The sequence below is a fragment of the Psychrobacillus psychrodurans genome (assembly GCF_050209195.1).
GTDB lineage: Bacteria > Bacillota > Bacilli > Bacillales_A > Planococcaceae > Psychrobacillus > Psychrobacillus psychrodurans.
The window spans coordinates 630,163-656,647 of record NZ_CP189791.1; the positions used below are offsets into that span (position 1 = coordinate 630,163).

The 26,485-nt window shown below is 37.1% G+C and carries 36 protein-coding genes; 24 read left to right on the top strand and 12 right to left on the bottom strand.

Annotation, left to right across the window (positions count from 1 at the left end; genetic code table 11):
* Window positions 1–277: 277 nt before the first annotated feature.
* Together ACQCPR_RS03080 and ACQCPR_RS03085 are read right to left on the bottom strand one after the other, a co-directional pair.
* Complete coding sequence (locus ACQCPR_RS03080; protein WP_427138143.1) at window positions 278–442, bottom strand: hypothetical protein; 165 nt, start codon at window positions 440–442, stop codon at window positions 278–280.
* A 135-nt stretch (window positions 443–577) separates the two neighbouring features.
* Window positions 578–757, bottom strand: coding sequence for a hypothetical protein (locus ACQCPR_RS03085; protein ID WP_090564601.1), 180 nt, complete (start codon window positions 755–757; stop codon window positions 578–580).
* A gap of 209 nt (window positions 758–966) precedes the next feature.
* Between ACQCPR_RS03085 and ACQCPR_RS03090 the strand changes: the two genes are divergently transcribed.
* From ACQCPR_RS03090 to ACQCPR_RS03150, 13 genes are all read left to right on the top strand, one after another.
* On the top strand, window positions 967–1,380 hold the full coding sequence (locus ACQCPR_RS03090) for a BlaI/MecI/CopY family transcriptional regulator (protein WP_090564599.1): 414 nt from the start codon (window positions 967–969) through the stop codon (window positions 1,378–1,380).
* A gap of 3 nt (window positions 1,381–1,383) precedes the next feature.
* Window positions 1,384–2,232 carry a M56 family metallopeptidase gene (locus ACQCPR_RS03095; RefSeq protein ID WP_090564597.1) on the top strand — a complete coding sequence of 283 codons (849 nt, stop codon included), beginning with the start codon at window positions 1,384–1,386 and terminating at the stop codon, window positions 2,230–2,232.
* 49 nt (window positions 2,233–2,281) lie between these two features.
* Window positions 2,282–2,932 carry a DsbA family protein gene (locus ACQCPR_RS03100; RefSeq protein ID WP_427138144.1) on the top strand — a complete coding sequence of 217 codons (651 nt, stop codon included), beginning with the start codon at window positions 2,282–2,284 and terminating at the stop codon, window positions 2,930–2,932.
* On the top strand, window positions 2,922–3,326 hold the full coding sequence (locus ACQCPR_RS03105) for a disulfide oxidoreductase (protein ID WP_427138145.1): 405 nt from the start codon (window positions 2,922–2,924) through the stop codon (window positions 3,324–3,326). Before ACQCPR_RS03100 ends, ACQCPR_RS03105 begins: the two co-directional genes overlap by 11 nt.
* A gap of 27 nt (window positions 3,327–3,353) precedes the next feature.
* Entirely contained in the window at window positions 3,354–3,887 is a 534-nt protein-coding gene (resA, locus tag ACQCPR_RS03110; protein WP_427138146.1) for a thiol-disulfide oxidoreductase ResA, read from the top strand.
* A 214-nt stretch (window positions 3,888–4,101) separates the two neighbouring features.
* Window positions 4,102–4,782, top strand: coding sequence for a hypothetical protein (locus ACQCPR_RS03115; protein WP_427138147.1), 681 nt, complete (start codon window positions 4,102–4,104; stop codon window positions 4,780–4,782).
* Window positions 4,783–4,798: 16 nt separating this feature from the next.
* Window positions 4,799–5,281 (top strand): Cys-tRNA(Pro) deacylase, encoded by a 483-nt coding sequence (gene ybaK / locus ACQCPR_RS03120; RefSeq protein WP_427138148.1) that lies wholly within the window; start codon window positions 4,799–4,801, stop codon window positions 5,279–5,281.
* An 89-nt stretch (window positions 5,282–5,370) separates the two neighbouring features.
* Complete coding sequence (locus ACQCPR_RS03125) at window positions 5,371–6,018, top strand: YczE/YyaS/YitT family protein (RefSeq protein WP_269920789.1); 648 nt, start codon at window positions 5,371–5,373, stop codon at window positions 6,016–6,018.
* A gap of 78 nt (window positions 6,019–6,096) precedes the next feature.
* Complete coding sequence (locus ACQCPR_RS03130) at window positions 6,097–7,158, top strand: hypothetical protein (protein WP_427138149.1); 1,062 nt, start codon at window positions 6,097–6,099, stop codon at window positions 7,156–7,158.
* Between the two features lie 141 nt (window positions 7,159–7,299).
* On the top strand, window positions 7,300–8,490 hold the full coding sequence (locus tag ACQCPR_RS03135) for a glycine C-acetyltransferase (protein WP_427138150.1): 1,191 nt from the start codon (window positions 7,300–7,302) through the stop codon (window positions 8,488–8,490).
* Between the two features lie 97 nt (window positions 8,491–8,587).
* Window positions 8,588–10,155 (top strand): IS3 family transposase gene (locus ACQCPR_RS03140; protein WP_427138151.1). Its coding sequence is split into 2 segments (ribosomal slippage): window positions 8,588–9,239 and window positions 9,239–10,155, totalling 1,569 coding nucleotides; the frame shifts between segments, so codons are not numbered across the junction.
* 374 nt (window positions 10,156–10,529) lie between these two features.
* Entirely contained in the window at window positions 10,530–10,718 is a 189-nt protein-coding gene (locus ACQCPR_RS03145; protein ID WP_427138152.1) for an NUDIX domain-containing protein, read from the top strand.
* 3 nt (window positions 10,719–10,721) lie between these two features.
* Window positions 10,722–10,994: a hypothetical protein gene (locus ACQCPR_RS03150; RefSeq protein ID WP_427138153.1), complete on the top strand. Its 273-nt coding sequence runs from the start codon at window positions 10,722–10,724 to the stop codon at window positions 10,992–10,994.
* A gap of 100 nt (window positions 10,995–11,094) precedes the next feature.
* Here ACQCPR_RS03150 and ACQCPR_RS03155 read toward each other — a convergent pair whose 3' ends face one another.
* Window positions 11,095–11,733: a hypothetical protein gene (locus ACQCPR_RS03155; protein WP_427138154.1), complete on the bottom strand. Its 639-nt coding sequence runs from the start codon at window positions 11,731–11,733 to the stop codon at window positions 11,095–11,097.
* A 166-nt stretch (window positions 11,734–11,899) separates the two neighbouring features.
* Between ACQCPR_RS03155 and ACQCPR_RS03160 the strand changes: the two genes are divergently transcribed.
* Window positions 11,900–12,859, top strand: coding sequence for an L-threonine 3-dehydrogenase (locus tag ACQCPR_RS03160; RefSeq protein WP_090564575.1), 960 nt, complete (start codon window positions 11,900–11,902; stop codon window positions 12,857–12,859).
* Between the two features lie 16 nt (window positions 12,860–12,875).
* Here ACQCPR_RS03160 and ACQCPR_RS03165 read toward each other — a convergent pair whose 3' ends face one another.
* The 5 genes from ACQCPR_RS03165 to ACQCPR_RS03185 form a co-directional block, all read right to left on the bottom strand.
* Window positions 12,876–14,216: a YjiH family protein gene (locus tag ACQCPR_RS03165; RefSeq protein WP_427138155.1), complete on the bottom strand. Its 1,341-nt coding sequence runs from the start codon at window positions 14,214–14,216 to the stop codon at window positions 12,876–12,878.
* Window positions 14,217–14,326: 110 nt separating this feature from the next.
* Window positions 14,327–15,013 (bottom strand): bacillithiol biosynthesis deacetylase BshB2, encoded by a 687-nt coding sequence (bshB2, locus tag ACQCPR_RS03170; RefSeq protein ID WP_090564572.1) that lies wholly within the window; start codon window positions 15,011–15,013, stop codon window positions 14,327–14,329.
* 13 nt (window positions 15,014–15,026) lie between these two features.
* Window positions 15,027–15,377 carry a YojF family protein gene (locus ACQCPR_RS03175; protein WP_427138156.1) on the bottom strand — a complete coding sequence of 117 codons (351 nt, stop codon included), beginning with the start codon at window positions 15,375–15,377 and terminating at the stop codon, window positions 15,027–15,029.
* Window positions 15,378–15,503: 126 nt separating this feature from the next.
* Window positions 15,504–16,337, bottom strand: coding sequence for a bifunctional hydroxymethylpyrimidine kinase/phosphomethylpyrimidine kinase (thiD, locus tag ACQCPR_RS03180; protein WP_090564568.1), 834 nt, complete (start codon window positions 16,335–16,337; stop codon window positions 15,504–15,506).
* A 69-nt stretch (window positions 16,338–16,406) separates the two neighbouring features.
* A complete protein-coding gene (locus ACQCPR_RS03185) occupies window positions 16,407–16,664 on the bottom strand; it encodes a hypothetical protein (RefSeq protein ID WP_427138157.1) in 258 nt (85 codons plus the stop codon).
* A 104-nt stretch (window positions 16,665–16,768) separates the two neighbouring features.
* Here ACQCPR_RS03185 and ACQCPR_RS03190 point away from each other — a divergent pair, with 104 nt between their 5' ends.
* From ACQCPR_RS03190 to ACQCPR_RS03210, 5 genes are read left to right on the top strand one after another with little or no spacing between them, the layout of a single operon-like run.
* Complete coding sequence (locus ACQCPR_RS03190; protein ID WP_427138898.1) at window positions 16,769–17,518, top strand: DUF4230 domain-containing protein; 750 nt, start codon at window positions 16,769–16,771, stop codon at window positions 17,516–17,518.
* 7 nt (window positions 17,519–17,525) lie between these two features.
* Complete coding sequence (locus ACQCPR_RS03195; protein WP_427138158.1) at window positions 17,526–18,179, top strand: uracil-DNA glycosylase; 654 nt, start codon at window positions 17,526–17,528, stop codon at window positions 18,177–18,179.
* Between the two features lie 37 nt (window positions 18,180–18,216).
* Complete coding sequence (locus ACQCPR_RS03200; protein WP_090564560.1) at window positions 18,217–18,396, top strand: uracil-DNA glycosylase; 180 nt, start codon at window positions 18,217–18,219, stop codon at window positions 18,394–18,396.
* Window positions 18,393–18,644, top strand: coding sequence for a YwdI family protein (locus ACQCPR_RS03205; RefSeq protein ID WP_269920779.1), 252 nt, complete (start codon window positions 18,393–18,395; stop codon window positions 18,642–18,644). Before ACQCPR_RS03200 ends, ACQCPR_RS03205 begins: the two co-directional genes overlap by 4 nt.
* Window positions 18,645–18,663: 19 nt before the next feature.
* The gene (locus tag ACQCPR_RS03210; RefSeq protein WP_090564556.1) at window positions 18,664–19,044 is read left to right on the top strand and encodes a DUF423 domain-containing protein; all 381 of its coding nucleotides are present in this window, start codon (window positions 18,664–18,666) and stop codon (window positions 19,042–19,044) included.
* A gap of 135 nt (window positions 19,045–19,179) precedes the next feature.
* On the opposite strand, the gene gerQ is transcribed toward ACQCPR_RS03210, so the two are convergent.
* The 3 genes from gerQ to hemQ all read right to left on the bottom strand — a co-directional run bounded on the left by gerQ (window position 19,180) and on the right by hemQ (window position 21,231).
* Window positions 19,180–19,518 (bottom strand): spore coat protein GerQ, encoded by a 339-nt coding sequence (gene gerQ, locus ACQCPR_RS03215; RefSeq protein WP_090564554.1) that lies wholly within the window; start codon window positions 19,516–19,518, stop codon window positions 19,180–19,182.
* An 18-nt stretch (window positions 19,519–19,536) separates the two neighbouring features.
* Complete coding sequence (locus ACQCPR_RS03220; protein ID WP_090564552.1) at window positions 19,537–19,956, bottom strand: cell wall hydrolase; 420 nt, start codon at window positions 19,954–19,956, stop codon at window positions 19,537–19,539.
* A 525-nt stretch (window positions 19,957–20,481) separates the two neighbouring features.
* Complete coding sequence (gene hemQ, locus ACQCPR_RS03225) at window positions 20,482–21,231, bottom strand: hydrogen peroxide-dependent heme synthase (RefSeq protein ID WP_427138159.1); 750 nt, start codon at window positions 21,229–21,231, stop codon at window positions 20,482–20,484.
* Between the two features lie 154 nt (window positions 21,232–21,385).
* Between hemQ and pta the strand changes: the two genes are divergently transcribed.
* Together pta and ACQCPR_RS03235 are read left to right on the top strand one after the other, a co-directional pair.
* Entirely contained in the window at window positions 21,386–22,330 is a 945-nt protein-coding gene (gene pta, locus ACQCPR_RS03230; RefSeq protein ID WP_427138160.1) for a phosphate acetyltransferase, read from the top strand.
* Between the two features lie 11 nt (window positions 22,331–22,341).
* The gene (locus ACQCPR_RS03235) at window positions 22,342–23,181 is read left to right on the top strand and encodes a lipoate--protein ligase family protein (RefSeq protein WP_427138161.1); all 840 of its coding nucleotides are present in this window, start codon (window positions 22,342–22,344) and stop codon (window positions 23,179–23,181) included.
* Between the two features lie 252 nt (window positions 23,182–23,433).
* On the opposite strand, the gene ACQCPR_RS03240 is transcribed toward ACQCPR_RS03235, so the two are convergent.
* Window positions 23,434–24,057, bottom strand: a complete 624-nt coding sequence (locus ACQCPR_RS03240; protein WP_090564544.1) for an RsfA family transcriptional regulator — start codon at window positions 24,055–24,057, stop codon at window positions 23,434–23,436.
* 210 nt (window positions 24,058–24,267) lie between these two features.
* On the opposite strand from ACQCPR_RS03240, the gene ACQCPR_RS03245 reads away from it, so the two are divergent.
* The 3 genes from ACQCPR_RS03245 (at window position 24,268) to ACQCPR_RS03255 (ending at window position 26,421) form a co-directional block, all read left to right on the top strand.
* Window positions 24,268–24,495 (top strand): DUF1450 domain-containing protein, encoded by a 228-nt coding sequence (locus ACQCPR_RS03245; RefSeq protein WP_090564542.1) that lies wholly within the window; start codon window positions 24,268–24,270, stop codon window positions 24,493–24,495.
* Between the two features lie 84 nt (window positions 24,496–24,579).
* Window positions 24,580–25,875 carry an HD domain-containing protein gene (locus tag ACQCPR_RS03250; protein ID WP_427138162.1) on the top strand — a complete coding sequence of 432 codons (1,296 nt, stop codon included), beginning with the start codon at window positions 24,580–24,582 and terminating at the stop codon, window positions 25,873–25,875.
* A gap of 30 nt (window positions 25,876–25,905) precedes the next feature.
* Complete coding sequence (locus tag ACQCPR_RS03255) at window positions 25,906–26,421, top strand: YwgA family protein (protein ID WP_090564536.1); 516 nt, start codon at window positions 25,906–25,908, stop codon at window positions 26,419–26,421.
* Window positions 26,422–26,485 lie beyond the last annotated feature (64 nt).

A 26,485-nucleotide genomic window follows, 5' to 3' on the forward strand; every position in this document is an offset into this window, starting at 1 on the left:
TTGAAGAAGTATTGAAGATTGAGGAAGAAAGTGAAGACTGCTATGAAAGCAAAATCCAACTTAATAAGTTATCAACATTGTGGATAAGTTGTGGAAATATTCTAAAAATATTTGATGAAAAAACAATTGTCCATATTTCATATCCCTCTATTATATTTTTATAGTATTAGTATATTCCTTTTTGCAAAGCATAAATATGTAAACGTCTGATGATGAAGATATTTAGGCTAATTATTAAAATTACACATCTTCTTGTTTAAAAAAAGATATTGTATTATCATGTATGTTTTAACGGAGTATCTAATTCAAAGTCAATTTTTAAAAGTAGTAATGCATCTTTCAAGAGTTCAATATCCTTAAGGATTTGCTCTTTAATTAGGAAGTTAGGACATTTGTAATAATCTTCTACTAAACGTTTAATTTCATGAACAACTAATTCCATAATTACTTTCTCCTTTTTGTAGTTCTATTTTTATAATGAACCATAACAGAGTTATTTAAATTTAGTGGCTTTGAAAAGCTGAAAAAGACATCATAAATCGATTAAAGTACATCTCAATATATAAGAAGACCTTTTTCAAGGTCTAATGAGTTTTAATTCGCTATTCACATGTTCACGAACAAGTAGTAATTCAATTACATCTTGCGCTGAATAAGAATATGAAGAATGCTCAGGTACAAGTTCGTTGAATTGTCTAACAATGTCATTCAGAGTTTCAACATAAAAATCATTTAAGGTTAATTCAAACTTAGTCAAAGTGTTCACCTTCTTCTTTTTTGGAAGTATGAACATTTCAGGTGAAATTTATACAATAGCAATTGGGAGCAATGAATAATCGAAGTAATCGACAGGCTTACCAGACTGCGTTCGGCTCTAGTTAACTTGGAACAACAGTATTTCTTGAATAAAATACTTCCATTCGAGAAACATTTGCACTACAATGAGTAATGTGAGGTGGTAAATTGATGTTGATTAGAAAGTTTAAAATTAATGAAAGTGGATTAAACCGCTTTTTTGGCCCTCTTGAAGCTAAAATTATGGACATTCTCTGGAATGACGTAGAAATGACGATAAAAGATGTTCAGCAAGTTTTAGATAAGGAAAAGATGACTAACTTTAATACAGTGATGACGGTTATGAACCGCTTAGTTGAAAAAGGGATTCTTGAAAAGCGGGCAGAAGGTAGGTCATCTCTTTATAAGCCTGTTCAGTCAAGAGTAGAATTTTTGAGTCAGCAGTCAAAAGAAATGACAAATGAATTAATGGATGAGTTCGGGAATGTCGTAGTCAGTCATATGTTAGACGCGCTAGAAGATGTAGATGATGATTTAGTTGCTAAGCTCGAGCAAAAAATTAAAGAATTGAAAAAGGATATGTAGTGTATGTCTAAACGTCAATCTTCATTTATATTTTTCTTGTCACTTGTCATTTCAGGAACGATTTTTATTCAAATGGCTTTATATGTCCTGTCTATGTTGGCTGGTTGGAACGTCAAATTTAATATTGTGGTAGTTTGTCACAGTTGGTTGAAGGGAATCGGACTGTCTTCACTTGAATATGCACTTGATGCACTCGTAATCTATACGCTGTTGCTTACCATTTGGCAAATAGGTTCTCAATTTTTCTATTCTTCACGATTGAAAAGACATTTTGAACGATATAAAGATAATTTGCTCACGAACAATATGAACCAAACACATAGTAGCGGGGAAAAAGATATCATTATCGTATCGAATCCTGCACCAATAGCTATAACCATGGGATTCGTAAAGCCCCAAATTGTTATATCAACAGGATTGATAAGCATACTAACGGATGATGAGTTAAAAGCAGTCATTTCTCACGAGATGTATCATAAGAACAATCGTGATCCATTAAAAATATTTATACTTTCACTTTGTGGATCCACAATTGGATACATCCCGATTCTAAAGTGGTTCAATCATCAGTATAGAATTATTAAGGAAGTATTGGCAGATGAATTTGCTATTAGTAAACAGGAGACATCTGTGAACTTAGGTAGTGCATTATTGAAGATGTTGAAGGTTGGTAAGCAAGAAAAAATGCCATTTGCTTATGCATCATTTGCGGATACATCTGTAAATTACCGGATTGAGTATATATTAGATCCATTAAAGGATGTTCGGTGGCAGGTTCCATTAAAAAAAGCATTTTTGTCATTAGCTATATTTGTTTTGATATGTGCATTTTTTATTTACGCTCTTGCGTAAATTTTTATCACTTTACACTACATAATGTAGTTTTAATTTAACAAGAGGAGTGTTTTATTTGTCTAAGAAAATATTTTGGTTCATCGGAGTTTTAGCTATATGCCTGATTGCTATAGTCATGTTAACGAATGCTAAAGAAGATTCCGTAGTAATAGATTACAAGGGGCAACCATTTCTGGGAGAAGAGTCTGCACCAGTTGAGATAGTTGAATTTGGTGATTATAAATGTCCGCACTGTGGGGAATTTAATAGCACACTCCTACCGATGATTAACGAGGAATTAATAGAATCAGGTAAGGCAAAATTTTACTTTATGAATTATTCGTTTATTGCTGCAGATTCGATTACGTCAGCACAATTTGCGGAATCGGTTTATCAAGAACTAGGTAACGAGAAATTCTGGGAGTTCCATCATCTTCTATTCGAAAATCAAACGAACGACTCAGGTCAAGAGAATTTAATGTCAGATGAGTTTTTGAGTGCGGTTTTAGCAGAAGTTGCAACTCAGGAAGAAGTTGAAAAAGTGAAGCTTGCCTTCAGTGAAGGAAAAGCAAAGGTTGCTTGGGATAAAGATATGAGTACAGCAAATAATCTTGGTGTCAATTCGACACCAACAATTTATATTGGTGGTAAAGAATTTACTGGACAAACCATGGATGATTTTGTGGAAATGGTAGATGAGTCAACAGATGGTAAATAAACCGCTTCTCTTAGCATGGATAACGTCGATTATAGCGATGTTAGGTAGCTTATTTTTTAGTGAACGGATGGGATTTATACCATGTACGCTCTGCTGGTATCAGCGAATTTTGATGTATCCACTTGTCATTTTCTTAGGTATCGCTTTTTATCAGAATGACGGAAAGATTTATAAGTATATTCTTCCGCTGTCAGTGATTGGGATGCTAGTATCAAGTTATCATTATGCACTGCAAAAAATTCCTTCTTTAAGTGTGTTCAGTGCATGTACAAACGGAGTTCCATGTTCAGGACAATATATCAATTGGTTTGGTTTTGTAACAATTCCATTTTTGGCATTCATTGCATTTACATTTATATTGGGAATGATGCTAGTGCTGTGGAAACGTAATTAAGTCATTAAAGAAGGGGGAGCCATAACGATGGATAAAAAGAAAAAGCGCTTCTATATGCGGACAATTATTTTAGCTTTAATGGTAGTGGCGATTGTTTTTACTATTTATACAAATTTAACGAAGGAGAGAACCGCGTTAATACAGGTAGGGGATGATGCTCCAGATTTTGCACTTGTGGATATGAATGGAGAAAAACATCAACTATCCGATTATAAAGGTAAAGGAGTCTTCTTAAATTTTTGGGGAACCTGGTGTAAACCATGCGAACGAGAATTTCCACTTATGGATAAACAATATCAAGTATATAAAGACCAGGGACTAGAAATATTGGCGGTAAATATAGGAGAGTCTGATTTTGCGGTTCAAAAATTTATAGATCGTAAAGGATTAACTTTTCCAGTACTAATCGATGACAAAAAAAGTGTGATGGAAACTTACAAGATTAATCCTTTACCAACCACCTTACTTATCAACCCAAATGGTAAAATAGAGAAAGTCATCACAGGGGAAATGAGTGAAGAAATGATCAAGGATTATATGGAACAAATTATTCCTATCTAATTCGAACGAGAAATTTAAATATATTAGAATAGGCCTCCGAAAGAGCGACTTCGGAGGTTTATTTTTGTAGAACTAAAGACCTAAAGTCGGTAAATTTTACCAAAAAATATTTGAGTCTTTGTGCATACCTATTCTATGACAAAAGTAAGATTGAATATTTGGTGAAAGTGGTAAAATGTTAAGAAGGACAATTATATGGAAAGGGGTGGAAAAGATGACGTTAGTAAGAGCAACTGGTAATGGCACTTCCAATACAATAGCAGAGATAGAGCAACGAAAGCGTGCTTTTCAACGAAAAGAAGTAGGACAAACTTATCGCAAAAATGCTCTGTTTTATCAGCCTAAACAGAATCGAACCTTAGATGAGTTGGAGCATTTACTACTTGGGAAAAAAGAAAAAGAAAACGATTCTCCAGAAGTACGTGCGGCGGTTAAAGAATTTCAGCAACTTGAAAAAAACAAAAGTATGCTAGATATTAAAGGCCCTTCTATGCCTGTACAAACAATTGGTGGACCAACACCCGAGAAAACGATTGAACTACTGGAAGAAGTTCGAAGTGCAGCTCTTGCTTCTAATGAACCGTCTCCAAATGAGCTGCGAGTGGCAGCTAGTGCTACTGCGAAAATTCAGACAGTCCAATCACAAATCTCATTAAACCAACAAGCGACTAGACAGGTTGAGGTTGAAGCTAAGAGGCAAAGGGAAAATGAGGCAGCGGTATCCAATCTTTCTGTTCAATCCGACTTTCAATCTCCTAAAATACCGAGCGAAAATTTGGAGAATCTGCAGAAAAGAAGATTTAAAGAACAAGCTATTGCGAAATACTCACTACAAGTACACATGAAAAAGTATGGCTTCACTGACCAACAGCCAAGTTTCTTCCTTATAGCTTAAGAAGGAGCATTCGAACATGAGCAAAAAACAAAAAACAAATGCAGTTCGGAAATTAGAGCAACAGAAAATTACGTTCGAATTAATTGAATACGAGCTCACTGGAGATCAAGTAAACGGGGTAACTGTAGCGGATAAAATAGGCTATCCCGTTTTTGTTGTGTATAAAACATTACTTGTTACTGCTGGAACTAATAAGCATTTTGTTTGTATTATTCCTGTACATAAGGAGTTGAATTTAAAAGAAGTAGCTCAAGCAGTCGGTGAGAAAAAAGTGGAGCTTTTGTCGTTAAAAGAATTGTTACCGACCACTGGGTATATTAGAGGCGGATGCTCCCCGATTGGTATGAAGAAACTATTTCCAACATGGATAGACACAAGCGCAGAGAGCCTTGATTTTATCCTAGTTAGTGGTGGGAAAATCGGTCTTCAGATAAAACTAAGCGTCAAAGATTTACTTCAACTCACGAATGGTCGAATTGCAACAATAATTAAAATGTAATCGTTTCTTTAAAACATCGTTATAATTGACCTACTATATACTGGAGACTTTATATGTAGTTTTCAGAAACGGGAAGTAGGTGAAATAAAATGAAGCAATTAGTTTGGCGTTGGATATTTTTTGTTGCCGGAGTCACAACGATGGCTTTGGGAATTTCGATGACCATTAAAGGACAGCAATTTGGAATTGGACCATGGGATGTATTTCATGTTGGTTTATATAATCATCTTGGTTTAACTATTGGCACGTGGGCAATTTTGACAGGTATTATCATTGTGCTGATCACGATGATTGGAACAAAGAAATTTCCACAGCTTGGAACATGGTTAAATATTCTTTTTATAGGGTCCTTTATTGATGTGTTTAACTGGCTATTGCCTGAGATTACAAGTTACATAGGTCAACTGATTATATTTGTTATAGGAATTGCTATAACGGCAATAGGTGTAGGGGTGTATGTGTCTCCGAACGTTGGAGCAGGTCCACGCGACTCTCTTATGCTCCTGCTTATGGCGAAAACGGGCTGGAGTATTAAAAAGGTGCGAACTGGTATTGAAATAATTGTTGCACTTGCGGGCTGGGCACTTGGTGGTCCCGTGGGAATCGGTACTATTATTATTGCTTTACTGCTAGGGCAGATTGTTCACTATTCATTGCCATTATCCCAAAAACTATTATTTAAGATTTCCGGTTATACATTGCCGTATATGAAGAAGAGTGTGGAAAATCAATCCTGATTTTCCGCACTCTTTTTCATATTTCACCTGGGCAGTGCATATAGTATTTCTTGAAGGAATGATAGGGAGGATGAAGCTATGAACGGAATAATTACTCATTATATGGGAAGGTCATATACTGGACAAGGTGTAAAAAGCTTTTACAAAGAAATTATTCAAGAAGCGAACAAAGTATATTTCTTTAAAGGACCCACTACCTATCGATTGACGGATATATTTAAGGAAATAGGCTATAATGCCGTACGCCGAGGTAAAAATATGGAGTGGTTTTATGATCCGATGCATGAAGATCTATTGGAGGGGTTATATATTAATGAAACTAAAACCCTTTACTTACAAGCTGACACCGTAGATCCCACTTATTATGGGGCTGGCCATGAATGGGTACCGTATTATGAAGCCTATAATGATCGGAAACTCCGCGACATTGGTCCAATAGTAAAAGAAAAACAGATTAGTAATGATGTATGGCTAACAAAAGGGCTTCAAGCATTGTCCCGAGCAAAAAAGATACACGATGAATGGGAACAGCTTATCCAGGTAGCTATCAGCTGGGATGGGATTACAGCACTGCTTGAAGATTGTACAAAGAATAATATCGGTAATATTCAACTCCAAAAGAATCCGAAGGTAACACATCGTTTAATGGGATCGCTAACCCCGCTTGGGGCAAAGGATACACTAGAGTCAATTTCAAAAAATTTAAAAACCAGATTGTATATAAAAGGGTTACCAGGTAGTGGGAAATCTTCTTTTATGAAGAAGTTTGGGGAAGAGGCTAAATTACATGGTTTAGATGTTCGGTATATTTGGTGTGGCCTTGATGCTAATAGTGTAGACGGGGTAGTACTTCCGCAACTCCAGTTATGTGTGGTAGATGCAACAAGCCCTCATATCTATGAACCAGAGCGAGATGGAGACGAAATTATAGATTTCTTCCCACATATCGATCAAACAAAGCTAAATGAGGATAAAATATTAGAAGTGAGAAATCGTTATTCAAACGAAATGGAACTTGCTCAAGATTATCTATGCACATATGCTGGAGAATCGAAAATGATCAAGATGCTTTATGATTCTGCCATTGAAGAAGATAAATGGAGTGAATTGCAGGAAAAAATGGTTGAAACGATAAGGTAAATATAGAGATTTTAACAGGATGTAGCAAATGCAAAGCCCCATGACAAATGTCTGTGGGGCTTTTAGTGGCAGCTTTATTTTCCTCAATCCAGTTAGCATGGTAAGATAGAGTAGAATATTACCCGCGAAAGGATGAGGAACATGTCTCATGTATTAAATAATTTTTTATCCGAAAACTTAAATGATTTAAAAAGCCAAGGTTTATATAACGAAATCGACCCTGTAGAAGGTCCAAATGGAGCGAAAATCAGTGTAAAAGGTTCTGAGCTCATTAACCTATCTTCTAATAACTATTTAGGTCTTGCAACAAATCCAGAACTTAAACAAATTGCCAAAGAAGCAGTGGACAAGTATGGAGTTGGGGCAGGAGCAGTTCGTACGATCAACGGGACGCTGGATCTTCATGTTAAGTTAGAGCAAAAGCTAGCTGAATTCAAAGGAACAGAAGCTGCAATTTCGTATCAATCAGGCTTTAACTGTAATATGGCAGCGATTTCTGCTGTGATGGATAAAAACGATGCAATACTATCAGACCAACTAAACCATGCATCTATTATTGATGGCTGTCGTCTATCACGTGCGAAAATAATACCGTTCAATCACTCTGATATGGATGATTTACGTGAAAAAGCGAAAGCTGCAACTGAATCTGGGCAATACAACAAAGTAATGGTAATTACAGACGGGGTTTTCTCTATGGATGGAGATATTGCAAAGCTTCCAGAAATCGTAGCAATTGCAAAAGAATTTGATCTTATTACTTATGTAGACGATGCTCATGGTTCAGGTGTGACTGGTAAAGGAAAAGGAACTGTTAAGCATTTTGGTTTAGAAAAAGAAATCGACTTTCAAATTGGTACCCTCTCCAAAGCAATAGGTGTCGTAGGAGGATACGTTGCAGGTAAAAAGGATTTAATCGACTGGTTAAAGGTTCGTTCGCGTCCATTTTTATTCTCCACAGCGCTACCACCTGGTGATGTAGCAGCAATAACGGCAGCAGTTCAAATGATCATTGATTCTACAGAGTTACACGATAAACTTTGGGAAAACGGTGACTACCTAAAAGCTGGTTTATCGAAACTAGGCTTTGACATCGGTGCATCTGAAACACCGATAACTCCTTGTATTATCGGGGACGAAAAATTAACTCAGGTATTCTCAAAACGACTATTCGAAGAAGGCGTATACGCAAAATCTATTGTCTTCCCAACTGTACCAAAAGGAACTGGCCGCGTACGCAACATGCCAACTGCAGCCCATACAAAAGAAATGCTAGACGAAGCCATCGCTGTTTATGAAAAAGTTGGTAAAGAACTTGGGGTAATTAAATAATAATAAAAAGTAGCTATCAAGTTAAGTGATATGCTCCCAATAAGGTAGACAGATGAAATAATAAAAAATCTGTTTCCTTTATTGGGGGTTTTTTTCTATGGGTAAAAGTGCTTTTACTGCACAACAAAAGTATGAGGTAATTGTATCTTATGAGGACAGAAAAACTTCAATTAGTGACTTCTGTCGCCAATACAATGTTTCTGACGAAACAATTAAAGAATGGATTTACCAATTTCAAACATATGGAATGGACGGGCTTAATAATCCCGATGGATGGAAAAGGTATTCTAAAGATGTAAAAATGGCAGCGGTCCTTGACTACCTTTCCAATGGCTATTCTCAAGGCGAGATTGTACGCAAGTACGAAATTTCCAGTGGATCAGTGTTACGAAGGTGGATAAAGATTTATAATGATCATAGAGATTTAAAAGAGATGAAAAGGATGAATAACTCTATGATTAAAGGTCGGTCCACTGCACTTGAAGAACGTTTGGAAATAGTTATGTACTACTTTCAGAATGGAAAAAATTATCATCAGGCATCGGAACAGTTTAATGTTTCCTATCAACAGGTGTATCAATGGGTAAAGAAGTTTGAGAAAGAAGGAGAAGACGGTCTTAAAGACAAGCGTGGCCGGACTAAGGCAGAGCTAGAGTTAACTCCCGATGAGAAGTACCAGCGTGATATGAAGAAGTTAGAGCGGGAAAATAAGTGTCTTCGTGCAGAAGTTGCATTCTTAAAAAAGTTGGAGGAACTAGAAAGGAGGCGTTGAAAGAGACGTCTTTAAGCCAAGTTCGATTAATCGATAAATATATAGCCATCCAGGAACTTCATGAGAAAGAGAAATTTTCCATTGTGCTAATATGCGGGATTGCAAGAATTCAACGCTCTGGCTACTACAAGTGGCTTAATCGTGCCCCTTCAGAAAATGAGAAGTTGAATGAGGAAATTCTTGAGGAGATATTACTCCTACACAATAAGGTGGATGGTATATATGGTTATCGCCGTATAACGATGAATCTGAGACGTGCCTTATCGAAGTCTATTAACCATAAGCGTGTTTACCGACTGATGAAGATTGCTGGAATCCAGGCGGTTATTCGATGTAAGCGCAAGAAGTATAAATCAAGTACACCACGGCATGTGGCTGAAAACGTGTTGAACAGGAAATTCAACTCCGACAAGCCAAATGAAAAATGGCTAACTGATGTGACCGAAATGAAATACGGAGTCTCACAGAAAGCTTATTTGAGTGCGATTTTGGATTTATATGATGGATCAATTGTGAGCTATGTACTAGGTACTTCCAATAATAATTCATTGGTTTTTAAAACCCTCGATTTAGCTTTGGAAGTTAACACAGGAGCAACTCCACTGCTTCACAGTGACCGAGGATATCAATACACTTCCCCTACATTTAAAAGGAAAATAGAGAAAGCAGAAATAGTACAGAGTATGTCAAGAGTGGGAAGGTGCATTGATAATGGACCAATGGAGGGATTTTGGGGAACATTGAAATGTGAGAAGTATTACTTAAACAAGTACAGTACGTTTGAAGAGTTGAAGGAAGATATTGATGAGTATATTCATTTTTATAATACTGAAAGATTACAAAAAAGATTAAGCGGCCTTAGTCCCTTAGAATACAGGGTTAAAGCCGCCTAATGTCTTTTATTTATTTCCACTGTCTACTTGACAGGGGGCAGTTCAAAGTACTTGATAGCTATTTTTTTATGGAAGACTATTATAAAGATGCTTGTGAACACTGGATTAATGGAGGGTTAAAGACTGAATAATACAGCTGATTTCCGTTTCAAGTGACATGTTACGTGGGAAGGTCTAGCCACCTCAGGTCAACAGGATGTTGCCACAAAAGGTTGTGCTCTTAGCCTTCTATGAATTATTCACTGTGGGGGAACAGGTTTTGACCAAAAAGGACCGTGCATATCATATCCTTGTTTTTCTTAAGGAAAGAGGTTTAAAGATGATGAAAGTAGAATGATTAGTATAGGTTAGTAAAAAGGGATAGAAAGATGTTTATGAGAAACTCATCAAAAGCTGTTATAATCAGAGACGATAAATTGTTGACTATTAAATTACATGAAAACGACAAAACATATTATATTTTGCCAGGTGGGGGTCAAAAACCAGGTGAGAATCTTCATCAAACTCTTGAGAGGGAGTGTATGGAAGAGGTGGGTGCAAAGATTACAATTGGTGAACTATAATTTGTGCGTGAATATATTGGAAAAAACCATGAATTGTCTGCAAAACATAGTCATTATCATCAAATAGAACTTATATTTTCATGTAGCGTAGATTTGAATCGGAATCAATTTGAAAACGGTGAAATGCCTGACCGAGGACAAGTAAGAATAGAATGGATACCTATACAAAAATTAATGGAATATAATTTTTTCCAAAAAGCTATGAGAGTACATATAATTTCTTATTTAAATAATAGGGAAGCTCCTGTTTATATTGGAGATATACTGTGCTTATGAAGAATTGTACTTTTTCCATATAGTCGGTAGCACACCGAAGAACTTAATTATAGAAAAAAATAGTGGAAAAAAACGCTGATAGTTTTCAGCGTTTTTTTGTTTAGTTTGCATACTCTTTTTCCATCCATTCAAACGAATAAAAAAGATTAAACTTCTGAACTCCACTAGCCAAATGAATACACTGCTCAGTGGCTATACGAAAACCGCTCAAATCTCCTTTTTCCAGAGCGATAATTGCATCTATTGCATAGGGCATCCAACCAACAGGCAACTTCCCCTTTAAAGAATGAGCTTCTTCAAAATTCCCTTTCCGAGCTTCGGAATATGCAATGTAGTATGTATGAAGTGGTTCTTTACTTATTTGGTTAGCGCGTTGTTCAAACAGTGATACATTATTTTCAAATAAAGCTAAATTTGTTTTATATACCTCTTGCATATAAGGTTGTTTGTACTTCGATAAAATAAGTTGAATGGAAGAGATTATTTCTTCACGATCGCCGTTCTTTACCGCAAGTGGGTATGCAAATATAGGTTTTTGTTTATTTTTCTCCAAAAAGCGCTCAATCTTTTTCAAATTGTTAGATTTATAAATCGTATACATTTGAGGTAAAACAAGTAATACAACGTATACAACTATAATTACTACATAAATTAACCAAAATGGTAGGTTTAAAAATAGCAAAGCTACAGTTAGTACAACTCCAAAAATAAATATGTATATAAGTGGTAATAGTCTCATATCATTCTCCTTTATTTTATTATAACAAAACTCCTTAAACTAAGGTATTGTATTTAGTGAATGAACATTGTATAATGATTCTCGTGAAAGACTAGTCATATCAATGGTTTGAAGGATAATAATGTACTTCTCAAAAATACAATTGTTTTTGAAAGGGAGAATTTTTATGAAAAAAATTATGGTTACTGGTGCTTTAGGTCAAATTGGTTCAGAGTTAATAACCAAATTGCGAAAAGAATATGGCTCGGAAAATGTATTAGCAACAGATATTAGACATATAGCTTCTCCTGTATCGGAAAGTGGTCCATTTGAAATTTTGGATGTGACTGACGGAGAAAAAATGCATCAGCTCGCAAAGGATTTTAAAGCTGATACGATGATTCATATGGCAGCTCTATTATCAGCAACAGCGGAGGCAAAACCTTTACTTGCCTGGAATTTGAACATGGGTGGGTTAGTGAATGCATTAGAAGCCTCTAGAGAGCTAGGCTTACAGTTCTTTACTCCAAGCTCTATAGGAGCATTTGGTCCATCTACACCTAAGAAGGATACTCCACAGGATACATTACAGCGTCCAACAACCATGTATGGTGTGAACAAAGTATCTGGTGAACTACTATGTGATTACTATTTTAACAAGTTTGGTTTAGATACACGTGGAGTACGTTTCCCAGGGCTAATTTCCAATGAAACTTTACCGGGTGGCGGAACAACCGATTATGCAGTGGATATTTACTATAAAGCAATACAAGATGGAGTATATACATCATATATTGCAGCTGGAACATATATGGATATGATGTATATGCCTGATGCATTACAGGCGATTGTAGACTTAATGGAAGCAGACGGAAGCAAACTAATACACCGTAATGCGTTCAATGTAACAGCGATGAGCTTCGAACCTGAGGGAATTGCAGCATCAATAAGAAAAGAAATACCTACATTCGCCATGAACTATGAGGTGGATCCAGTTCGTCAAGCAATAGCAAACAGCTGGCCAGATTCGATTGATGCAACAGCTGCGAAGGAAGAGTGGGGCTTTTCGTTTAAATACGATTTAGATGCAATGACAAAGGATATGTTAACTAAACTAGCAACAAAAAAAACAGCGGACCTTCTATAAGGTTCGCTGTTTTTATTTAAAACAATATATGTGCTACTACAGCAATGATTGGGAATGCAATAAGCGTACGTAATAAGAAAATAACGATTAAATCTTTAATATTAACCGGAATTTTCGAGCCTAATAACAATCCGCCTACCTCTGACATATAGATCAATTGTGTTACGGACATTGTAGCGATAAAGAAACGAGTCATTTCCGATTCAATAGACGCACCAAGTATTGATGGTAGGAACATATCTGCAAAACCAACAACCATAGTTTGCGCTGCTGCTGCTGCTTCTGGAATTCCGAAAAGCATAAGCAAAGGTTCAAATGGTTTGCCTAAAATAGCAAATACCGAAGTATATTCTGCAAGCATTAATGCAATTGTACCGAATGCAAGCACTACAGGTGCAACCCCGATATACATATCCACCACGTTTTTTATACCATCAAGTAAAAACTTACTAATCGAGCGGTTTTTATTGGCTGTATTTAATGCATTTTCTAAACCATGTGTAACAGCATTATAATTTTCAGGGAACTTTTCTGCTTCTAAGTCAAGTGGACGTCCATCAATATGTACGTCCTCTTTTCCAGCAAGTGGGTAAATTCTTGGCATGATAAACGCAAGTACTATACCACAAAGTAAAACAGTTAAATAATACGGAATGAAGTATTTAGCTAAACCTACTTCTTCTAATACAACAATACAGAATGTAATTGAAACTACAGAGAAGGTAGAACCAATAATTGCTGCTTCTTTCTTCGTGTAATAGCCTTCTTCATACTGTCTACTCGTAAGCAATACACCGATTGTACCATCTCCAACCCACGACGTAAGGGCGTCAACTGCGGAACGACCAGGTAACTTAAATAACGGACGCATAATTTTCACCATCATCGTACCAAAGAACTCCAGTAATCCGAAGTTTAAAAGAAGAGGTAGCAACAATCCGGCGAATAAGAAAATGGTAAATAAGAAGGACACTAAACCAGTCGGACTTAATAACATTCCACCTGTATTTTCACTCCAAATTGCTTCAGGTCCAATCTCCCAAATGATTAAGATGGAAAACACTGCACCAACAATCCGTGTTACTGTCCAAAAAGGAGTTACTTTAAACAAGTTATTGATAAAGGTTTCTTCTTTAGGCTTGAATAGAAAAATTGTCGAACCAACTGCAGCGATTAAAAGAGTTATCAAAGCGAGCCATTGTACAACAGGCTCAAGTACTGTTGAAAGAATGCTCGCAAGCCAAGCTATCGGTATTTTAAATCCACCATCAAATGGTAGAGGAATCATAAAAAGTATAACACCCGCTATAGACGGGAGTAAGAACAATAGCCATGTGGATAAGGAAAACTTTTTCATGAAACAGACCAACTTTCTATATTTGAATATTTATTCATGTAGTGTAATGATGACGCTTACAAATAATAATTCAAATACAGAGAGAAGTCTATAGTTATCGAAAAGTTTTTTTATTCGAAATCTTTGGAGAAATCATAGGTGTAAAAACGTTCAAAGTTTAGCCAGTTCTCTGCTTCAGTTTCCCCATCTGCTAGACGTTTATCCATTTCCTCTAACATCCATGCAGTTTGTGAAATATGGGCACGCATAGAGCCCATTTTTTGGACTGCTGCTTCTTTTATATTATGAACAATATCTGGTTCTCCTAGAACTTCCTTAGAATCATTAGAGAATGCTAGTGCATAAATCGTCGGTCGTTGCTCTTCTGGCATACGTCGTACCGCACGAATCATTGCACGTCCGGTCGCATCATGATCGGGATGTACTGCATAATTAGGATAAAATGTAATAATAAGTGAAGGGTTCGTATCAGATATTAGATTTTGCATCATCTCAACCATTTTTTCATCGTCTTCAAACTCTATCGTTTTATCACGTAATCCCATCATACGAAGGTCTGTCAAACCCATTGCCTTAGCTGATGCAAGTAATTCTTCTTTACGTATCTGAGGCAATGTTTCACGTGTGGCAAACGGAGGGTTTCCTAAATTTCTTCCCATTTCTCCTAGTGTTAAGCAAGCGTATGTAACCGGAATTCCTTGATTAATATAAGTAGCAATTGTACCTGATACTCCAAATGCTTCATCATCTGGGTGAGGGAATACAACTAGTACATGTCGTTCCATTGGTAATGTCATTTATTTGTCCTCCTTAATAAGTAAATGGTGTTTTACTAATTTGTAGTGCAACCGCTAATTTTCCACTTTGGTCATGACCGGCCATCAGTAACCGACCGTGTTCATCTAGATCGAAATGGGTAATTCCTTGCGCATAAACCCAACCATGAGGTAGCTTCAAACCTATACGATGTGGTGCTTCTCCAGCTATTTTCCCAAGTTCATAACGAATCATTACATTTCGAATAAATGCCCCTGCATTAAAAACATTCTCGTTAAAATGGGCAGCATATGCACCATTAGTCGTTTCTAAATGTATATATACATCTTCGTTTGCAAAGTTATTTAAAAGCTCTTGCAAGCGATCTACTTGAACAAGTTCCATTTGTATTGCCTCCTAACATACTGTCTGCTATTAGTATAATGAAAAAAACTATATGAAGCGAATGATTGAATTTAACATAAAAAAACTCGTAAGTCATAGATGACCTTACGAGTTAATAAGAGCTTATTAAACAGTTGTGGTAGTTACTTCTGGTGCACCAAATTTACCTTTAGCACCATGTAGGACTGGTCCAACGTATTGATTCAACTTCCAACCATGAGCGATGGCTGCCGAAACAAATTCCTTCGCTTCAAAAACTGAATCGGCAACAGATAAGCCATTAGCTAAGTTTGCAGTTATTGCTGCGGCAAACGTACAACCAGCACCGTGATTATAAGTAGTCTCAGTTTTTTCTGTTTCTAAAAGTGTATGGGTTTGACCATCGAAGAATAAATCAACAGCTTTTTCATGTTTTAACTGTTTTCCTCCTTTGATGACTACATTTTTAGCACCAAGTGCGTGAATTTTTTCGGCAGCTGCTTTCATATCCTCGATTGTTTTCAAAGCTCCAATTCCGGAAAGTTGTCCAGCTTCAAATAGGTTAGGAGTAACTACTAATGCACGTGGAAGTAAGAACGTAATCATTGCATCCACTGTTCCAGGGTTTAGTACTTCATCCTCGCCTTTACATACCATTACAGGGTCAATAACTACACTTTGAACTCCTGCTTCTTCTATAATGTTCCCTGCAGTTTCTATAATATCTTCTGTACTTAACATTCCAGTTTTAATAGCATCAACGTTTGTAGACAATGCGGTTTTTGCTTGGCGTTTAATCTCGTCTACTGGCAATGAAAATACTCCGTGGCTCCAACCGTTATCGGGATCCATAGTAGCAACAACTGTTAAAACGTTCATGCCGTATGTACCGTGTTCTTGGAAAGTTTTTAAATCTGCTTGAATTCCAGCTCCACCAGAAGTATCGGAACCAGCTATTGTAAGTGTTTTTTTGATAGACATTGGACTTTTCTCCTTTTTCTATACTGCTTATAATTATTTTATTGTATCAGATTTTGTCGGATATTTACATTATGGAATCTTGGTAGCTGTCCAAAGTTTATATAAAACAAATAGACAGATGAGAACTACAATACCCGTTAAAAGAGAACCGACAATAATATCATTTATCCATAATGAAACGGATAAAAACATAAGAAATGCGATTAGTAAGATGAATACAAAAACAAAACATCCCATTCCAATGTTTTTAGCGCCTTCTGACAACATATTCTTACTTGCTGCTTTTTCAATTTGTTTTAACTTCTCTCGATAGTGAAAATGTGCCATATGAAAAATCTCCTTTTATTCATCGTATCATGGTAGATTAGTTGTTAATAGCGAAACTTTTCGCTATTGTAAACGTAATAGAAACAGAGGAAAAGAGGGATGATATGCGAAAAGAGGACAAGATTCGTGAAATGGAAAAGCTTTTGAAGGAGTTAAAAGCGCAAGATGAGACAGCTGCAACTATTGCGGAAAGTCCTTCCCGTAAAGGTATTAACTTTTGGAAGATGCCCCGTGTTTTATATAAATTTGGCTCGAAGTCCTTTCTACTCATTGGGCTTCTCATTCTCTTATTATTAGCGGCACTTCCATTTGCAGCCTTTTGGGCTATTAAAGGAAGTACGTTCACCGAAAGTAAAGGATCATTCGTCGAACAAGTACAAGCTTTGAATGAGTTGTCTACAGCACAGGCATATACAAAAGTAATTATTGAAAGACAAGATAATGCAGTATTTGGAAAAGAGATTGGGATTGATTTACCTGGAACGAAAAGACAGCTCCTTGTTGTTGTACCAGGATCTGTCAAAGCTGGTGTCGATTTTTCACAGGTAACCGAATCAGATATAGTAGTAAATGATGAGAATAAGACGGCCAAGTTAACATTGCCACATCCAGAATTTTTAGGAGGACCAGAGATTTTATTTGACCAGGTTGAAGTATTCTCATATGAAGGGTTATTCCGCGAAAAAGCGGATATCGAGGAAGCATATGAACTTGCAGAGACTGCAAAAGAGATGATGATTGAAGAAACAACTGGACAGGGGATTTTACAATTAGCACAAGAAAATTCTGCTAAGTCGGTGAAAGAAATGTTCCAGTTAGTGGATTATGAAGTAGAAGTGGATTTTAAGGAGTGACATGGACATGCCTAGTTGGAAAGATGTGTTAAGAGAGGAACAGGAGAAGCCTTATTTTAAAAAGCTACAGTTATTTTTAGATAAGGAATATGCTACTCAAACAATTTTTCCTGCACGTAACGAAATTGGCAGTGCATTTAGGATTACAGCCTACGATAATGTCAAGGTAGTGATTTTGGGTCAAGATCCGTACCATGGGAATGGCCAAGCCCATGGAATGAGTTTTTCGGTGAAGCCAGGTGTACGCATACCGCCGAGCTTAAGGAATATGCTGAAGGAACTAGAGGATGATTTAGGCTGCCCTTTTCCAACTAATGGATATTTAGAGAAGTGGGCGAAGCAAGGTGTTCTGCTATTAAACACAGTGTTAACTGTTCGAACTGGAGCAGCGAATTCACATAAAGGTATGGGTTGGGAAACGTATACAGATGCTGTCATTCAAAAGCTTTCTGATCGTCAAAAACCTATTATTTTCGTTTTATGGGGCAAGCCAGCACAGTCCAAAATAAAACTAATAGATACCGAAAAACATATGATTATAACAGCACCACATCCTAGCCCGCTAAGTGCGCATCGAGGATTTTTTGGGAGTAAGCCATATTCCAGGATTAATACCCAATTAGCAGCATGGGGTGAGCAACCCATCGATTTTTGCCTATAAATATGCTACGATAGTCAGTGGAAAGTGGGGGAGGACATTGCCTGTAAATTGTTTCAAATGTCGACACTTTTTTACGACATGGGATGCGCGAAATCCCCGTGGATGTAAAGCATATGGATTTAAAACAAAGGAACTTCCCTCTGTAGTAGTTAAGCGTTCTTCGGGTATGGAATGCTTGAAATTTGAACCAAAGCAAGTGGAGGGTCATAGACGATGATTTCTAATGAGCAACTTTTAATGCAAATAGATAAACATCTAAAGTACGCAAAAAATAATGGAACTGAACAATCTGTCAGAGAATCGCTTGTGGCAATCAAGGCGCTATGTGATGCTGGTTTAGAAGGTCAAATTCCGTCACCAGCTCCTATTACTAGAAGTGTACAGACGTCTTCAGCTATTCTACCAACACAACCAGTCGCTTTAAAAGAAGAAGATGCAAATGGGGATTCCCTATTCGATTTCTAAGAGAAAGAAGGAGAAATTTGTGCAATTTTTTATTATAGCAGGTGCTATTAATGGATTTTTATCTGTTGCTCTTGGAGCATTTGGAGCTCATCTATTAGAAGGCAAGGTGGCCGACAAATATTTGGCGACATGGGATACAGCAGTTCAGTATCAGATGTTCCATTCGTTAGCTTTAATAGCTATAGGTATATTGATGAGCAGTAAAGTGCTTGGCCCACTCTCTACCTTGAATACTGCAGGGTATTTAATACTTGCAGGAATCGTTATTTTCTCTGGTAGCTTATATGTTTTGAGTTTAACGGGAATTAGTATTTTAGGTGCAATAACGCCAATCGGTGGAGTAGCATTTTTAGCAGGATGGATTATGCTCATAGTAGCTGCAGTGAAATACGCAAACTAGTTGGAAAGTCGAATCTCACGTGGGTTCGGCTTTTTTATTTTGAGAAAAAGCTTAGGTGGTGCGAGTTTTATCTAGAATTGTGGAGCACTCAATCATTAAAAAAGCTTATTCGCAAATACGAATAAGCTCTAGGCATCATGTGAAATAATTAATCTCTTCATCAAATGTTACATAGTCTAAGTAAATCATAAGCATTAAGTATCGTTTACCATTTGGATCACTAATAATGACGTGATCTCGACCAGCTGCTTCCACATAGCCGGTAATTACTAAATTATTTCTTTCTCGGTTGTTCTCGAACGTAAAATAGAATGTACCTAACTTGCCTCTGTTCGCTCTTAAAATATTTTCAATATAAGATTCTTCCTGTTGTCTAGTAGCTGCAGGTAATTGTACGCTAGGTGGGGTCATCGGTTGTTGCATCTGTTGTTGCTGTTGGGGAAAACCTCCAGGGTGCCAATAATATTGAACCATTCATACATCCTTTCTGAATTAAATTTCAGGACAATCTGCGGTAGAAGGAGAGTAAAAGCAATGCGATTTGAAACGACCAGAATTCCATTGGTTATACCACTGCGCTGGGCATTCACCAGGTGGTTCAAAAAACCACAAAGAACGGGTTGCAGGATGAAAACGTTCACCATTAATAACTCTTTGGGCAAGCCTTTTATCTTGCTCACGTGCACGTTGATAGAAGTACGATTTCTGTGTTGCCTCAAATCCTCCGGGGCTTTGAAAAACCATTTCCTCTAGCGTACGTATATTTTTGAAATCTAGGCAGGCAGCACGAACTCTATTTACTCCTACGTTTCCAACCATAAGCATGCCGAGCTCGCCTTCACCTTCCGCTTCTGCTCGCATCAGCCGTGCAAGTAATTCCATTTGTTTCGTGTTGGATTTGACGACTGCCATTGCATCACCTCCTACCCATACACTATGCATCCAGCTAGAAAATGATGAACAAAGATTGTCTGAAAATAGCGAACGTTTTTCCGTTTTATGGATTTTGAAACAAATAGGGGATTACACAAGACTTAGAGGGCAACAAACGCAACTATATTCCGATAAAAGGTGTTTACTTCGTTTGAGTATATGTCAAAAGCCTTCTTACTTGCTTTCAATACCTTTTTACTTGCTCTAGTGCTTGAATTACTTGCTCTTTACTGAGGTTTACTTGTCCTTATGTCGTATTTACTTGCTCTGACTCAACGTTTACTTGCGAATAGGGGGATATTGGAAGTAGATTGTGAAGAAAATAAAAAAAGAAGCCCAGTCCTCTCTCAACAGAAACCTAGTTTTTCCGTTGGTTGTAGCGAAGAGCGGACGCTTTCCTTGCGGACGGCTTCAGTCGCAAGCCCCAAGAATCCAGTATTCACAGGACATCTTTATATACTTTTTAATCTAAAAAAAAGGCTGCATAGCTGCAGCCTTTTCCTATTAAGTATTAAAGAATGTAGAGCGCTTTTCACCGGCAAGAATAGTACCTGTGAAGAATGACCCGAATTCTGCATAACGAGCACTTACTTCATCAAAACGCATTTCGTATATTAACTTTTTAAATTGAAGAACATCGTCTGAGAATAGTGTTACGCCCCATTCAAAATCGTCAAAGCCAACTGAACCAGAAATTATTTGTTTCACTTTTCCTGCGTAGCTGCGACCGATTAAACCATGGCTTCGCATTAAATCTTTACGCTCTTGCATTGGAAGCATATACCAGTTGTCATCTCCATCACGGCGCTTGTCCATTGGATAGAAGCAAATATATTGAGAACGTTGAAGCTCTGGGTATAAACGTGCGCGTACATGTGGATTTTGATATGGATCTTCGTTAGATTCACCTGCTAGGTAATTAGACAATTCTACTACTGAAACGTATGAATAAGCAGGAATTGTGAAGTCAGCTATTGTTAATTTGTTAAATCTTGCTTCTAATTCTTGAAGTTCATCCATTGTTGGACGTAATGTCATTAACATAAAATCTGCTTTTTGCCCAACAATTGTGTAAAAAGCATGAGCTCCCGTTTTTGCATCATCAGCAAGTTGCATTTCATCCAAAAATGCTACGAACTCTTCTGTAGCTTGTTTGCGTAGTTCAGGATCTACTTGTTTCCAAGATGCCCAGTCCATTTGGCGGAAATCATGTAATACGTACCAACCATCTAATGTAATTGCTGCTTCATTCATTATTTATGACACTCCTTTAAGTTAAACAATAATCGCATATTCAGTGTATCATATACATTCGAACTTTTCTTCTAATGACACGGCTTTGACATGACAATCTGTGACAAACTCGTGTATGCTTGAAGTAACAAAAATGAGCGTAGGAGGAGAAAAAATGGCGGATTTTTTTCAAGAAATAAAAGAAAAATTAAGGGATGCCAATTTATCTATTATATTACCTGAGGGAAATGATGAGCGAATTATTACGGCAGCTCTGAAATTGCAGGAAGAAGGTATCATTCATCCCATTATTATTGGAAATAAAGAAGAGATCCCTTCTGTTCTAACCGTTATTAATCCCCAAAATTATGAAGGAATGGACAAGCTTGTCTCTGCATTCGTAGAACGCCGTAAAGGTAAAGTAACAGAAGAACAAGCGCGTGAAATTTTACAAGACGTCAATTATTTTGGAACAATGTTAGTTTATATGGAGCAAGCAAATGGATTGGTTAGTGGAGCAGCACATACAACTGCTGAAACAGTACGCCCTGCATTACAAATTATTAAAACAAAGCCAGGAATCTCGAAAACAAGTGGAGCGTTCATCATGGTGAAAGATGATGTTCGATATGTATTCGCTGATTGTGCAATTACTATTGCACCAACGAGTGAAGACTTAGCGGAAATAGCAGTTGAAAGTGCTAAAACAGCTGCAGCCTTTGGAATAAAACCAAAAGTCGCAATGTTATCTTTTTCTACAAAAGGCTCTGCCCAATCGGTGGAAACAGAAAAGGTAGTGAGAGCTACTGAATTAGCAAAACAGATGGATCCAGGTATTATAATAGAGGGAGAGCTACAATTCGATGCGAGTATTGTTCCAGCAATAGCAGCAAAAAAAGCTCCAGATGCAGCAGTAAAAGGGGATGCAACGATATTTGTATTTCCTTCATTAGAGGCAGGGAATATTGGTTATAAAATTGCACAGCGTTTAGGTGGATTTGAAGCAATTGGTCCTATTTTACAGGGATTGAATGTACCAGTAAATGATTTATCACGAGGATGTTCTACAGATGATGTATATAAACTAGCTTATATTACGGCTGCACAAGCACTTATTTGAGGAGAAGTTACATGTCAGAAATAGAAGATTTATTGCAACAAGAAAAGTGGCGATTTTGGGATCAATCACTTAGTGGTAAAAGTAGATCAGCACTCGAATCGTTCGCATCGGATGATTTGCTTTGTCATCTAGTAGGACAAGGGCAGTCACCTGCAACCGTTCGTACGTGGGTCCATTCCCAAACTGTTGTGTTGGGTATACAAGATCACCGACTACCGTTCGTTGAAGATGCACAGGATTTTCTTCGCACACAGGGATATTCCCCAATCGTTCGTAATTCGGGAGGACTAGCTGTTGTCTTAGATGAAGGTGTACTTAATGTATCTATTATTTTGCCTGAAGCAAAGCAGGCAATTGATATACCTACTGGCTATGAAGTGATGCTTGCATTTGTAGAGCTTTTATTCCCCGAGGCAGGTGGGAAAATAGAAGCTTATGAGATTATTGGATCGTATTGTCCAGGTTCATATGATTTAAGTATAAATGGTAAAAAGTTTGCTGGAATTTCTCAGCGTAGACTTCGTCAGGGAATCGCAGTGCAAGTGTATCTATGTATTGAAGGTAGTGGAAGTGAACGAGCAGAACTAATTCGTAAATTTTACGAAATCGGCTTACAAGGAGAAAACACAAAGTTTACATATCCCGATATTAAACCAGGAGTAATGGCATCGATGAATGAGCTGCTTGGTACATCGTTCAAAGTAGAGGATATCGTCATTCGTATCCAGCAGATGCTCCAACAATTATCGAGTGTTGTTATCAACCAATCCGTCACACCAGATGAAATGGACTTGTACCTCTTCTACATGCAACGAGTAGTAGACAGGAATAAGAAAATGCTAGAAAAATGATAATATACTTTCTTAGATGTCTTTTCATCAAACTATAAGAAAAAAATAGATATTTTAAATTGAAACATAAGAAAAGGACCACCACGAAGAACTTTGTGGGAATAGCTTGAGCAGATGACCCTCGCAGGAACAGTGACGAGTATGCTGAAGCCGAGCCCATGGAAAAGAAAGTGGTGGTCCTTGCTGTACTTAATATATGACTCTATTTCTAATCAAGTTTTGAGTTTTTTTACAGATAAAACCACCAATCTTCTAAACGATTGGTGGTTCTTTAGATACTAGGTTACCGTTCTTCTCCATTTGAAAAACGGGTACTGCTGGGATTTCCTCTTCGTTTAATGTTACAAGACGTCTAGCTCGGTTCATGATTTGTACAAATTGCTCGTAATCTTGTTTAATAGCTGCGTTCTCTTTTTCAAGTTTTGCAAGTTCACTTTCTAATTTACGAATCTTTTCATTTGAAATAGTTGAAAGGTGACGGTATCTAGAAATATCTGAATCACTGTGTTGCAATCGTACGAGATACGCGATGATAATATCAATTGATAATGCAGATACTGGAATAGATTGTGCACGATCGCCATCTTCTTGAGGTTTAGCTAGATAAATTCCGTTTCCTCTTCGTCTATAATCCTTTCCTAATATACGTAGCTTTTCTTTTCTTTCTTTTTTAGCTTCCTTTAATTCACTTTCGTATTGATGGCGGACGACTGCATTCCAGCGAAATCCGCAAGCGGCTGCAGTTCTATTTAATTCATCACCAGCTTCTTCAAATGCATTTAGTTGAGTGCTACCTTCTCGAACGTGACGTAATACCATCTCTGCTAGCATCTCATCATTTTCTGTCATCCATGCGTCCTGTCTAATTTTTACCATGTTCTTCCTCCTACCATGTTCATAGTTTCGTTGTTCTATTAACATAATGGTCAACTTATCCCTCTTTTATTCACGTAATATACACTTGATAGCAATATAAACTTTAAGATACAATGACCTGTAGACTATTACTTTTTAAAATAATTCATTTGGTTTAAAAAAATACTAAATTATGTGAATGCTTCCGTTGAATGAAAGGGGTTGTGGACTATGGCAAATCATTTTCGAGTTTGCGATGAGTGTCAGGCGGTCAATTTAAAAACATTGATTCCAAAATTAAAAGCAATTGATCCCGAGGCGGAAATTGAAGTGAACGAATGTCAGTCATACTGCGGTCCCGGACGTAAAAAAACATTCGCATTTATCAATAACCGTCCAGTTGCAGCGCTAACTGAAGACGAATTAATGGAAAAAGTACGTGCCAAAATAGCAGATTAATAAGACCTTTTGCCGCCTTTCAATATGCGGCTTTTTTCTTTATAATGGATACAAAGTTATAACTAGCATTACGGAGGTGGAAAAATGAGCTATGCGACACAAAAGCTAGCAGAAGAAAAAGTGTTTAAAGATCCAGTTCACCGCTATATCCATGTTCGCGATCAGGTTATCTGGGATGTTATCGGAGCAAAGGAATTTCAACGACTTCGCCGCATTAAACAGCTTGGAACTACGTATCTAGTTTTTCATGGTGCCGAACATAGCCGTTTCAATCACTCGTTAGGTGTGTACGAAATTGTACGAAGAATTGTAGATGATAGTTTCAGTGGCCGACCGGAATGGGACGATTCTGAAAGGCTAGTAGTGCTATGTGCCGCTCTTCTCCATGATTTAGGACATGGCCCGTTTTCTCATGCGTTTGAAAATGTGTTTGGATTAGACCATGAATATTTCACACAACAAATAATACTTGGCGATACGGATGTAAATGAGATATTAAAAAGAGTGAGTGAAGATTTTCCACAAAGAGTTGCCGACGTTATCGGTAAAACATACCCAAACAAGCAGGTAGTTAGTTTAATATCCAGTCAAATTGATGCCGATCGCATGGATTATTTACAAAGAGATGCGTATTTTACTGGAGTAAGCTATGGACACTTCGATATGGAAAGAATTTTGCGTGTGATGCGTCCAAGAGAAGATCAAGTGGTCATCAAATCTAGCGGAATGCATGCTGTTGAAGACTATATAATGAGCAGATATCAAATGTATTGGCAAGTATATTTTCATCCAGTTTCCCGCAGTGCTGAGGTAATTTTGACGAAAATCTTGCATCGAGCAAAAGCATTAAGTGAAATGGGTTATGATTTTGAACAACAACCGACACATTTTAGAGGTTTCTTTGATGGTACATATACTTTGAACGAGTATCTAGCTTTAGATGAAGGGGTTTTATTGACCTATTTTCAGCTATGGATGACAGAGAAAGATCCAATTCTATCAGACTTAAGTAATCGTTTTGTTAATAGAAAATTATTCCAATATATTGAATTTGATTTGGCAAAAGATTATATGAAAATGAAAGAGTTGGAGTTGTTATTTAAAAAAGCGGGTATAGACCCAGAGTATTACTTAGTTTTCGATTCCTCTTCAGACTTACCGTATGACTTTTATCGTCCTGGAGAAGAAGGTGAGCGTATACCAATTCACTTGTTAAAACCAAATGGAGAAATTCGAGAACTATCACGCGAATCAGAAATAGTGGAGGCAATCTCCGGAAAAAGAAGAACGGATCATAAATTGTATTTCCCAGAAGATATTTTAACTAAGGATGGAAAGAAAAAAGCGCTGAAAAAGCAAATACTCGATTTATTGACTTAATGTACTTGAAAGTAAAGGAGGGGTCTAATTTTGATAGAAGAACATGCAAAAATTGTGCAATTTATTGGAGCAGCTAACGGCATAACAGGAAGAAAAAAACTGCAAAAAATGATTTACATCGCAAAAAAACTTCAATATCCATACAAGGAAAAATACGAATTCCATTTTTATGGCCCTTATTCAGAAGAGCTTACCTTACGAATTGAAGAATTATGTAATATGGGTTTTTTACAAGAAGAACGACAAGATAAAGGCTCATACGTACAATATAAATACCAAATGACCGATGCAGGCGAACATTTCACTCAAATGGCACAAGTTCCTGAAGCAACACGAGATTTAGTAGAGTGTATTAACCAAATGAAAGATAAAAGTTCTCGTTTCCTAGAACTAGTATCGACATTATTGTATTTCGATTATCTACCAAAAGAGGAACAAATCGAAAAACTTCATGTTGTAAAAGGTAAACTTAACTTCACAAAAGAAGAGATCGACGAGGCATTTACATTTGTCATGAATCTCATGAATGAACGAGCTATCCAGTAGGATGGCTTTTTTTAAAGATAAGAAAGTTTATAAAAATATACTATGAACACATGGTTTGCGCATC

Coding starts and splice junctions, on each gene's coding strand:
- ACQCPR_RS03080 (WP_427138143.1), bottom strand. CDS start 442: ATGGAATTAGTTGTTCATGAAATTAAACGTTTAGTAGAAGATTATTAC.
- ACQCPR_RS03090 (WP_090564599.1), top strand. CDS start 967: ATGTTGATTAGAAAGTTTAAAATTAATGAAAGTGGATTAAACCGCTTT.
- ACQCPR_RS03095 (WP_090564597.1), top strand. CDS start 1,384: ATGTCTAAACGTCAATCTTCATTTATATTTTTCTTGTCACTTGTCATT.
- ACQCPR_RS03105 (WP_427138145.1), top strand. CDS start 2,922: ATGGTAAATAAACCGCTTCTCTTAGCATGGATAACGTCGATTATAGCG.
- resA (WP_427138146.1), top strand. CDS start 3,354: ATGGATAAAAAGAAAAAGCGCTTCTATATGCGGACAATTATTTTAGCT.
- ACQCPR_RS03115 (WP_427138147.1), top strand. CDS start 4,102: ATGACGTTAGTAAGAGCAACTGGTAATGGCACTTCCAATACAATAGCA.
- ybaK (WP_427138148.1), top strand. CDS start 4,799: ATGAGCAAAAAACAAAAAACAAATGCAGTTCGGAAATTAGAGCAACAG.
- ACQCPR_RS03125 (WP_269920789.1), top strand. CDS start 5,371: ATGAAGCAATTAGTTTGGCGTTGGATATTTTTTGTTGCCGGAGTCACA.
- ACQCPR_RS03130 (WP_427138149.1), top strand. CDS start 6,097: ATGAACGGAATAATTACTCATTATATGGGAAGGTCATATACTGGACAA.
- ACQCPR_RS03135 (WP_427138150.1), top strand. CDS start 7,300: ATGTCTCATGTATTAAATAATTTTTTATCCGAAAACTTAAATGATTTA.
- ACQCPR_RS03145 (WP_427138152.1), top strand. CDS start 10,530: ATGAGAAACTCATCAAAAGCTGTTATAATCAGAGACGATAAATTGTTG.
- ACQCPR_RS03155 (WP_427138154.1), bottom strand. CDS start 11,733: ATGAGACTATTACCACTTATATACATATTTATTTTTGGAGTTGTACTA.
- ACQCPR_RS03160 (WP_090564575.1), top strand. CDS start 11,900: ATGAAAAAAATTATGGTTACTGGTGCTTTAGGTCAAATTGGTTCAGAG.
- ACQCPR_RS03165 (WP_427138155.1), bottom strand. CDS start 14,216: ATGAAAAAGTTTTCCTTATCCACATGGCTATTGTTCTTACTCCCGTCT.
- bshB2 (WP_090564572.1), bottom strand. CDS start 15,013: ATGACATTACCAATGGAACGACATGTACTAGTTGTATTCCCTCACCCA.
- ACQCPR_RS03175 (WP_427138156.1), bottom strand. CDS start 15,377: ATGGAACTTGTTCAAGTAGATCGCTTGCAAGAGCTTTTAAATAACTTT.
- thiD (WP_090564568.1), bottom strand. CDS start 16,337: ATGTCTATCAAAAAAACACTTACAATAGCTGGTTCCGATACTTCTGGT.
- ACQCPR_RS03185 (WP_427138157.1), bottom strand. CDS start 16,664: ATGGCACATTTTCACTATCGAGAGAAGTTAAAACAAATTGAAAAAGCA.
- ACQCPR_RS03190 (WP_427138898.1), top strand. CDS start 16,769: ATGCGAAAAGAGGACAAGATTCGTGAAATGGAAAAGCTTTTGAAGGAG.
- ACQCPR_RS03195 (WP_427138158.1), top strand. CDS start 17,526: ATGCCTAGTTGGAAAGATGTGTTAAGAGAGGAACAGGAGAAGCCTTAT.
- ACQCPR_RS03205 (WP_269920779.1), top strand. CDS start 18,393: ATGATTTCTAATGAGCAACTTTTAATGCAAATAGATAAACATCTAAAG.
- gerQ (WP_090564554.1), bottom strand. CDS start 19,518: ATGGTTCAATATTATTGGCACCCTGGAGGTTTTCCCCAACAGCAACAA.
- ACQCPR_RS03220 (WP_090564552.1), bottom strand. CDS start 19,956: ATGGCAGTCGTCAAATCCAACACGAAACAAATGGAATTACTTGCACGG.
- hemQ (WP_427138159.1), bottom strand. CDS start 21,231: ATGAATGAAGCAGCAATTACATTAGATGGTTGGTACGTATTACATGAT.
- pta (WP_427138160.1), top strand. CDS start 21,386: ATGGCGGATTTTTTTCAAGAAATAAAAGAAAAATTAAGGGATGCCAAT.
- ACQCPR_RS03235 (WP_427138161.1), top strand. CDS start 22,342: ATGTCAGAAATAGAAGATTTATTGCAACAAGAAAAGTGGCGATTTTGG.
- ACQCPR_RS03240 (WP_090564544.1), bottom strand. CDS start 24,057: ATGGTAAAAATTAGACAGGACGCATGGATGACAGAAAATGATGAGATG.
- ACQCPR_RS03245 (WP_090564542.1), top strand. CDS start 24,268: ATGGCAAATCATTTTCGAGTTTGCGATGAGTGTCAGGCGGTCAATTTA.
- ACQCPR_RS03250 (WP_427138162.1), top strand. CDS start 24,580: ATGAGCTATGCGACACAAAAGCTAGCAGAAGAAAAAGTGTTTAAAGAT.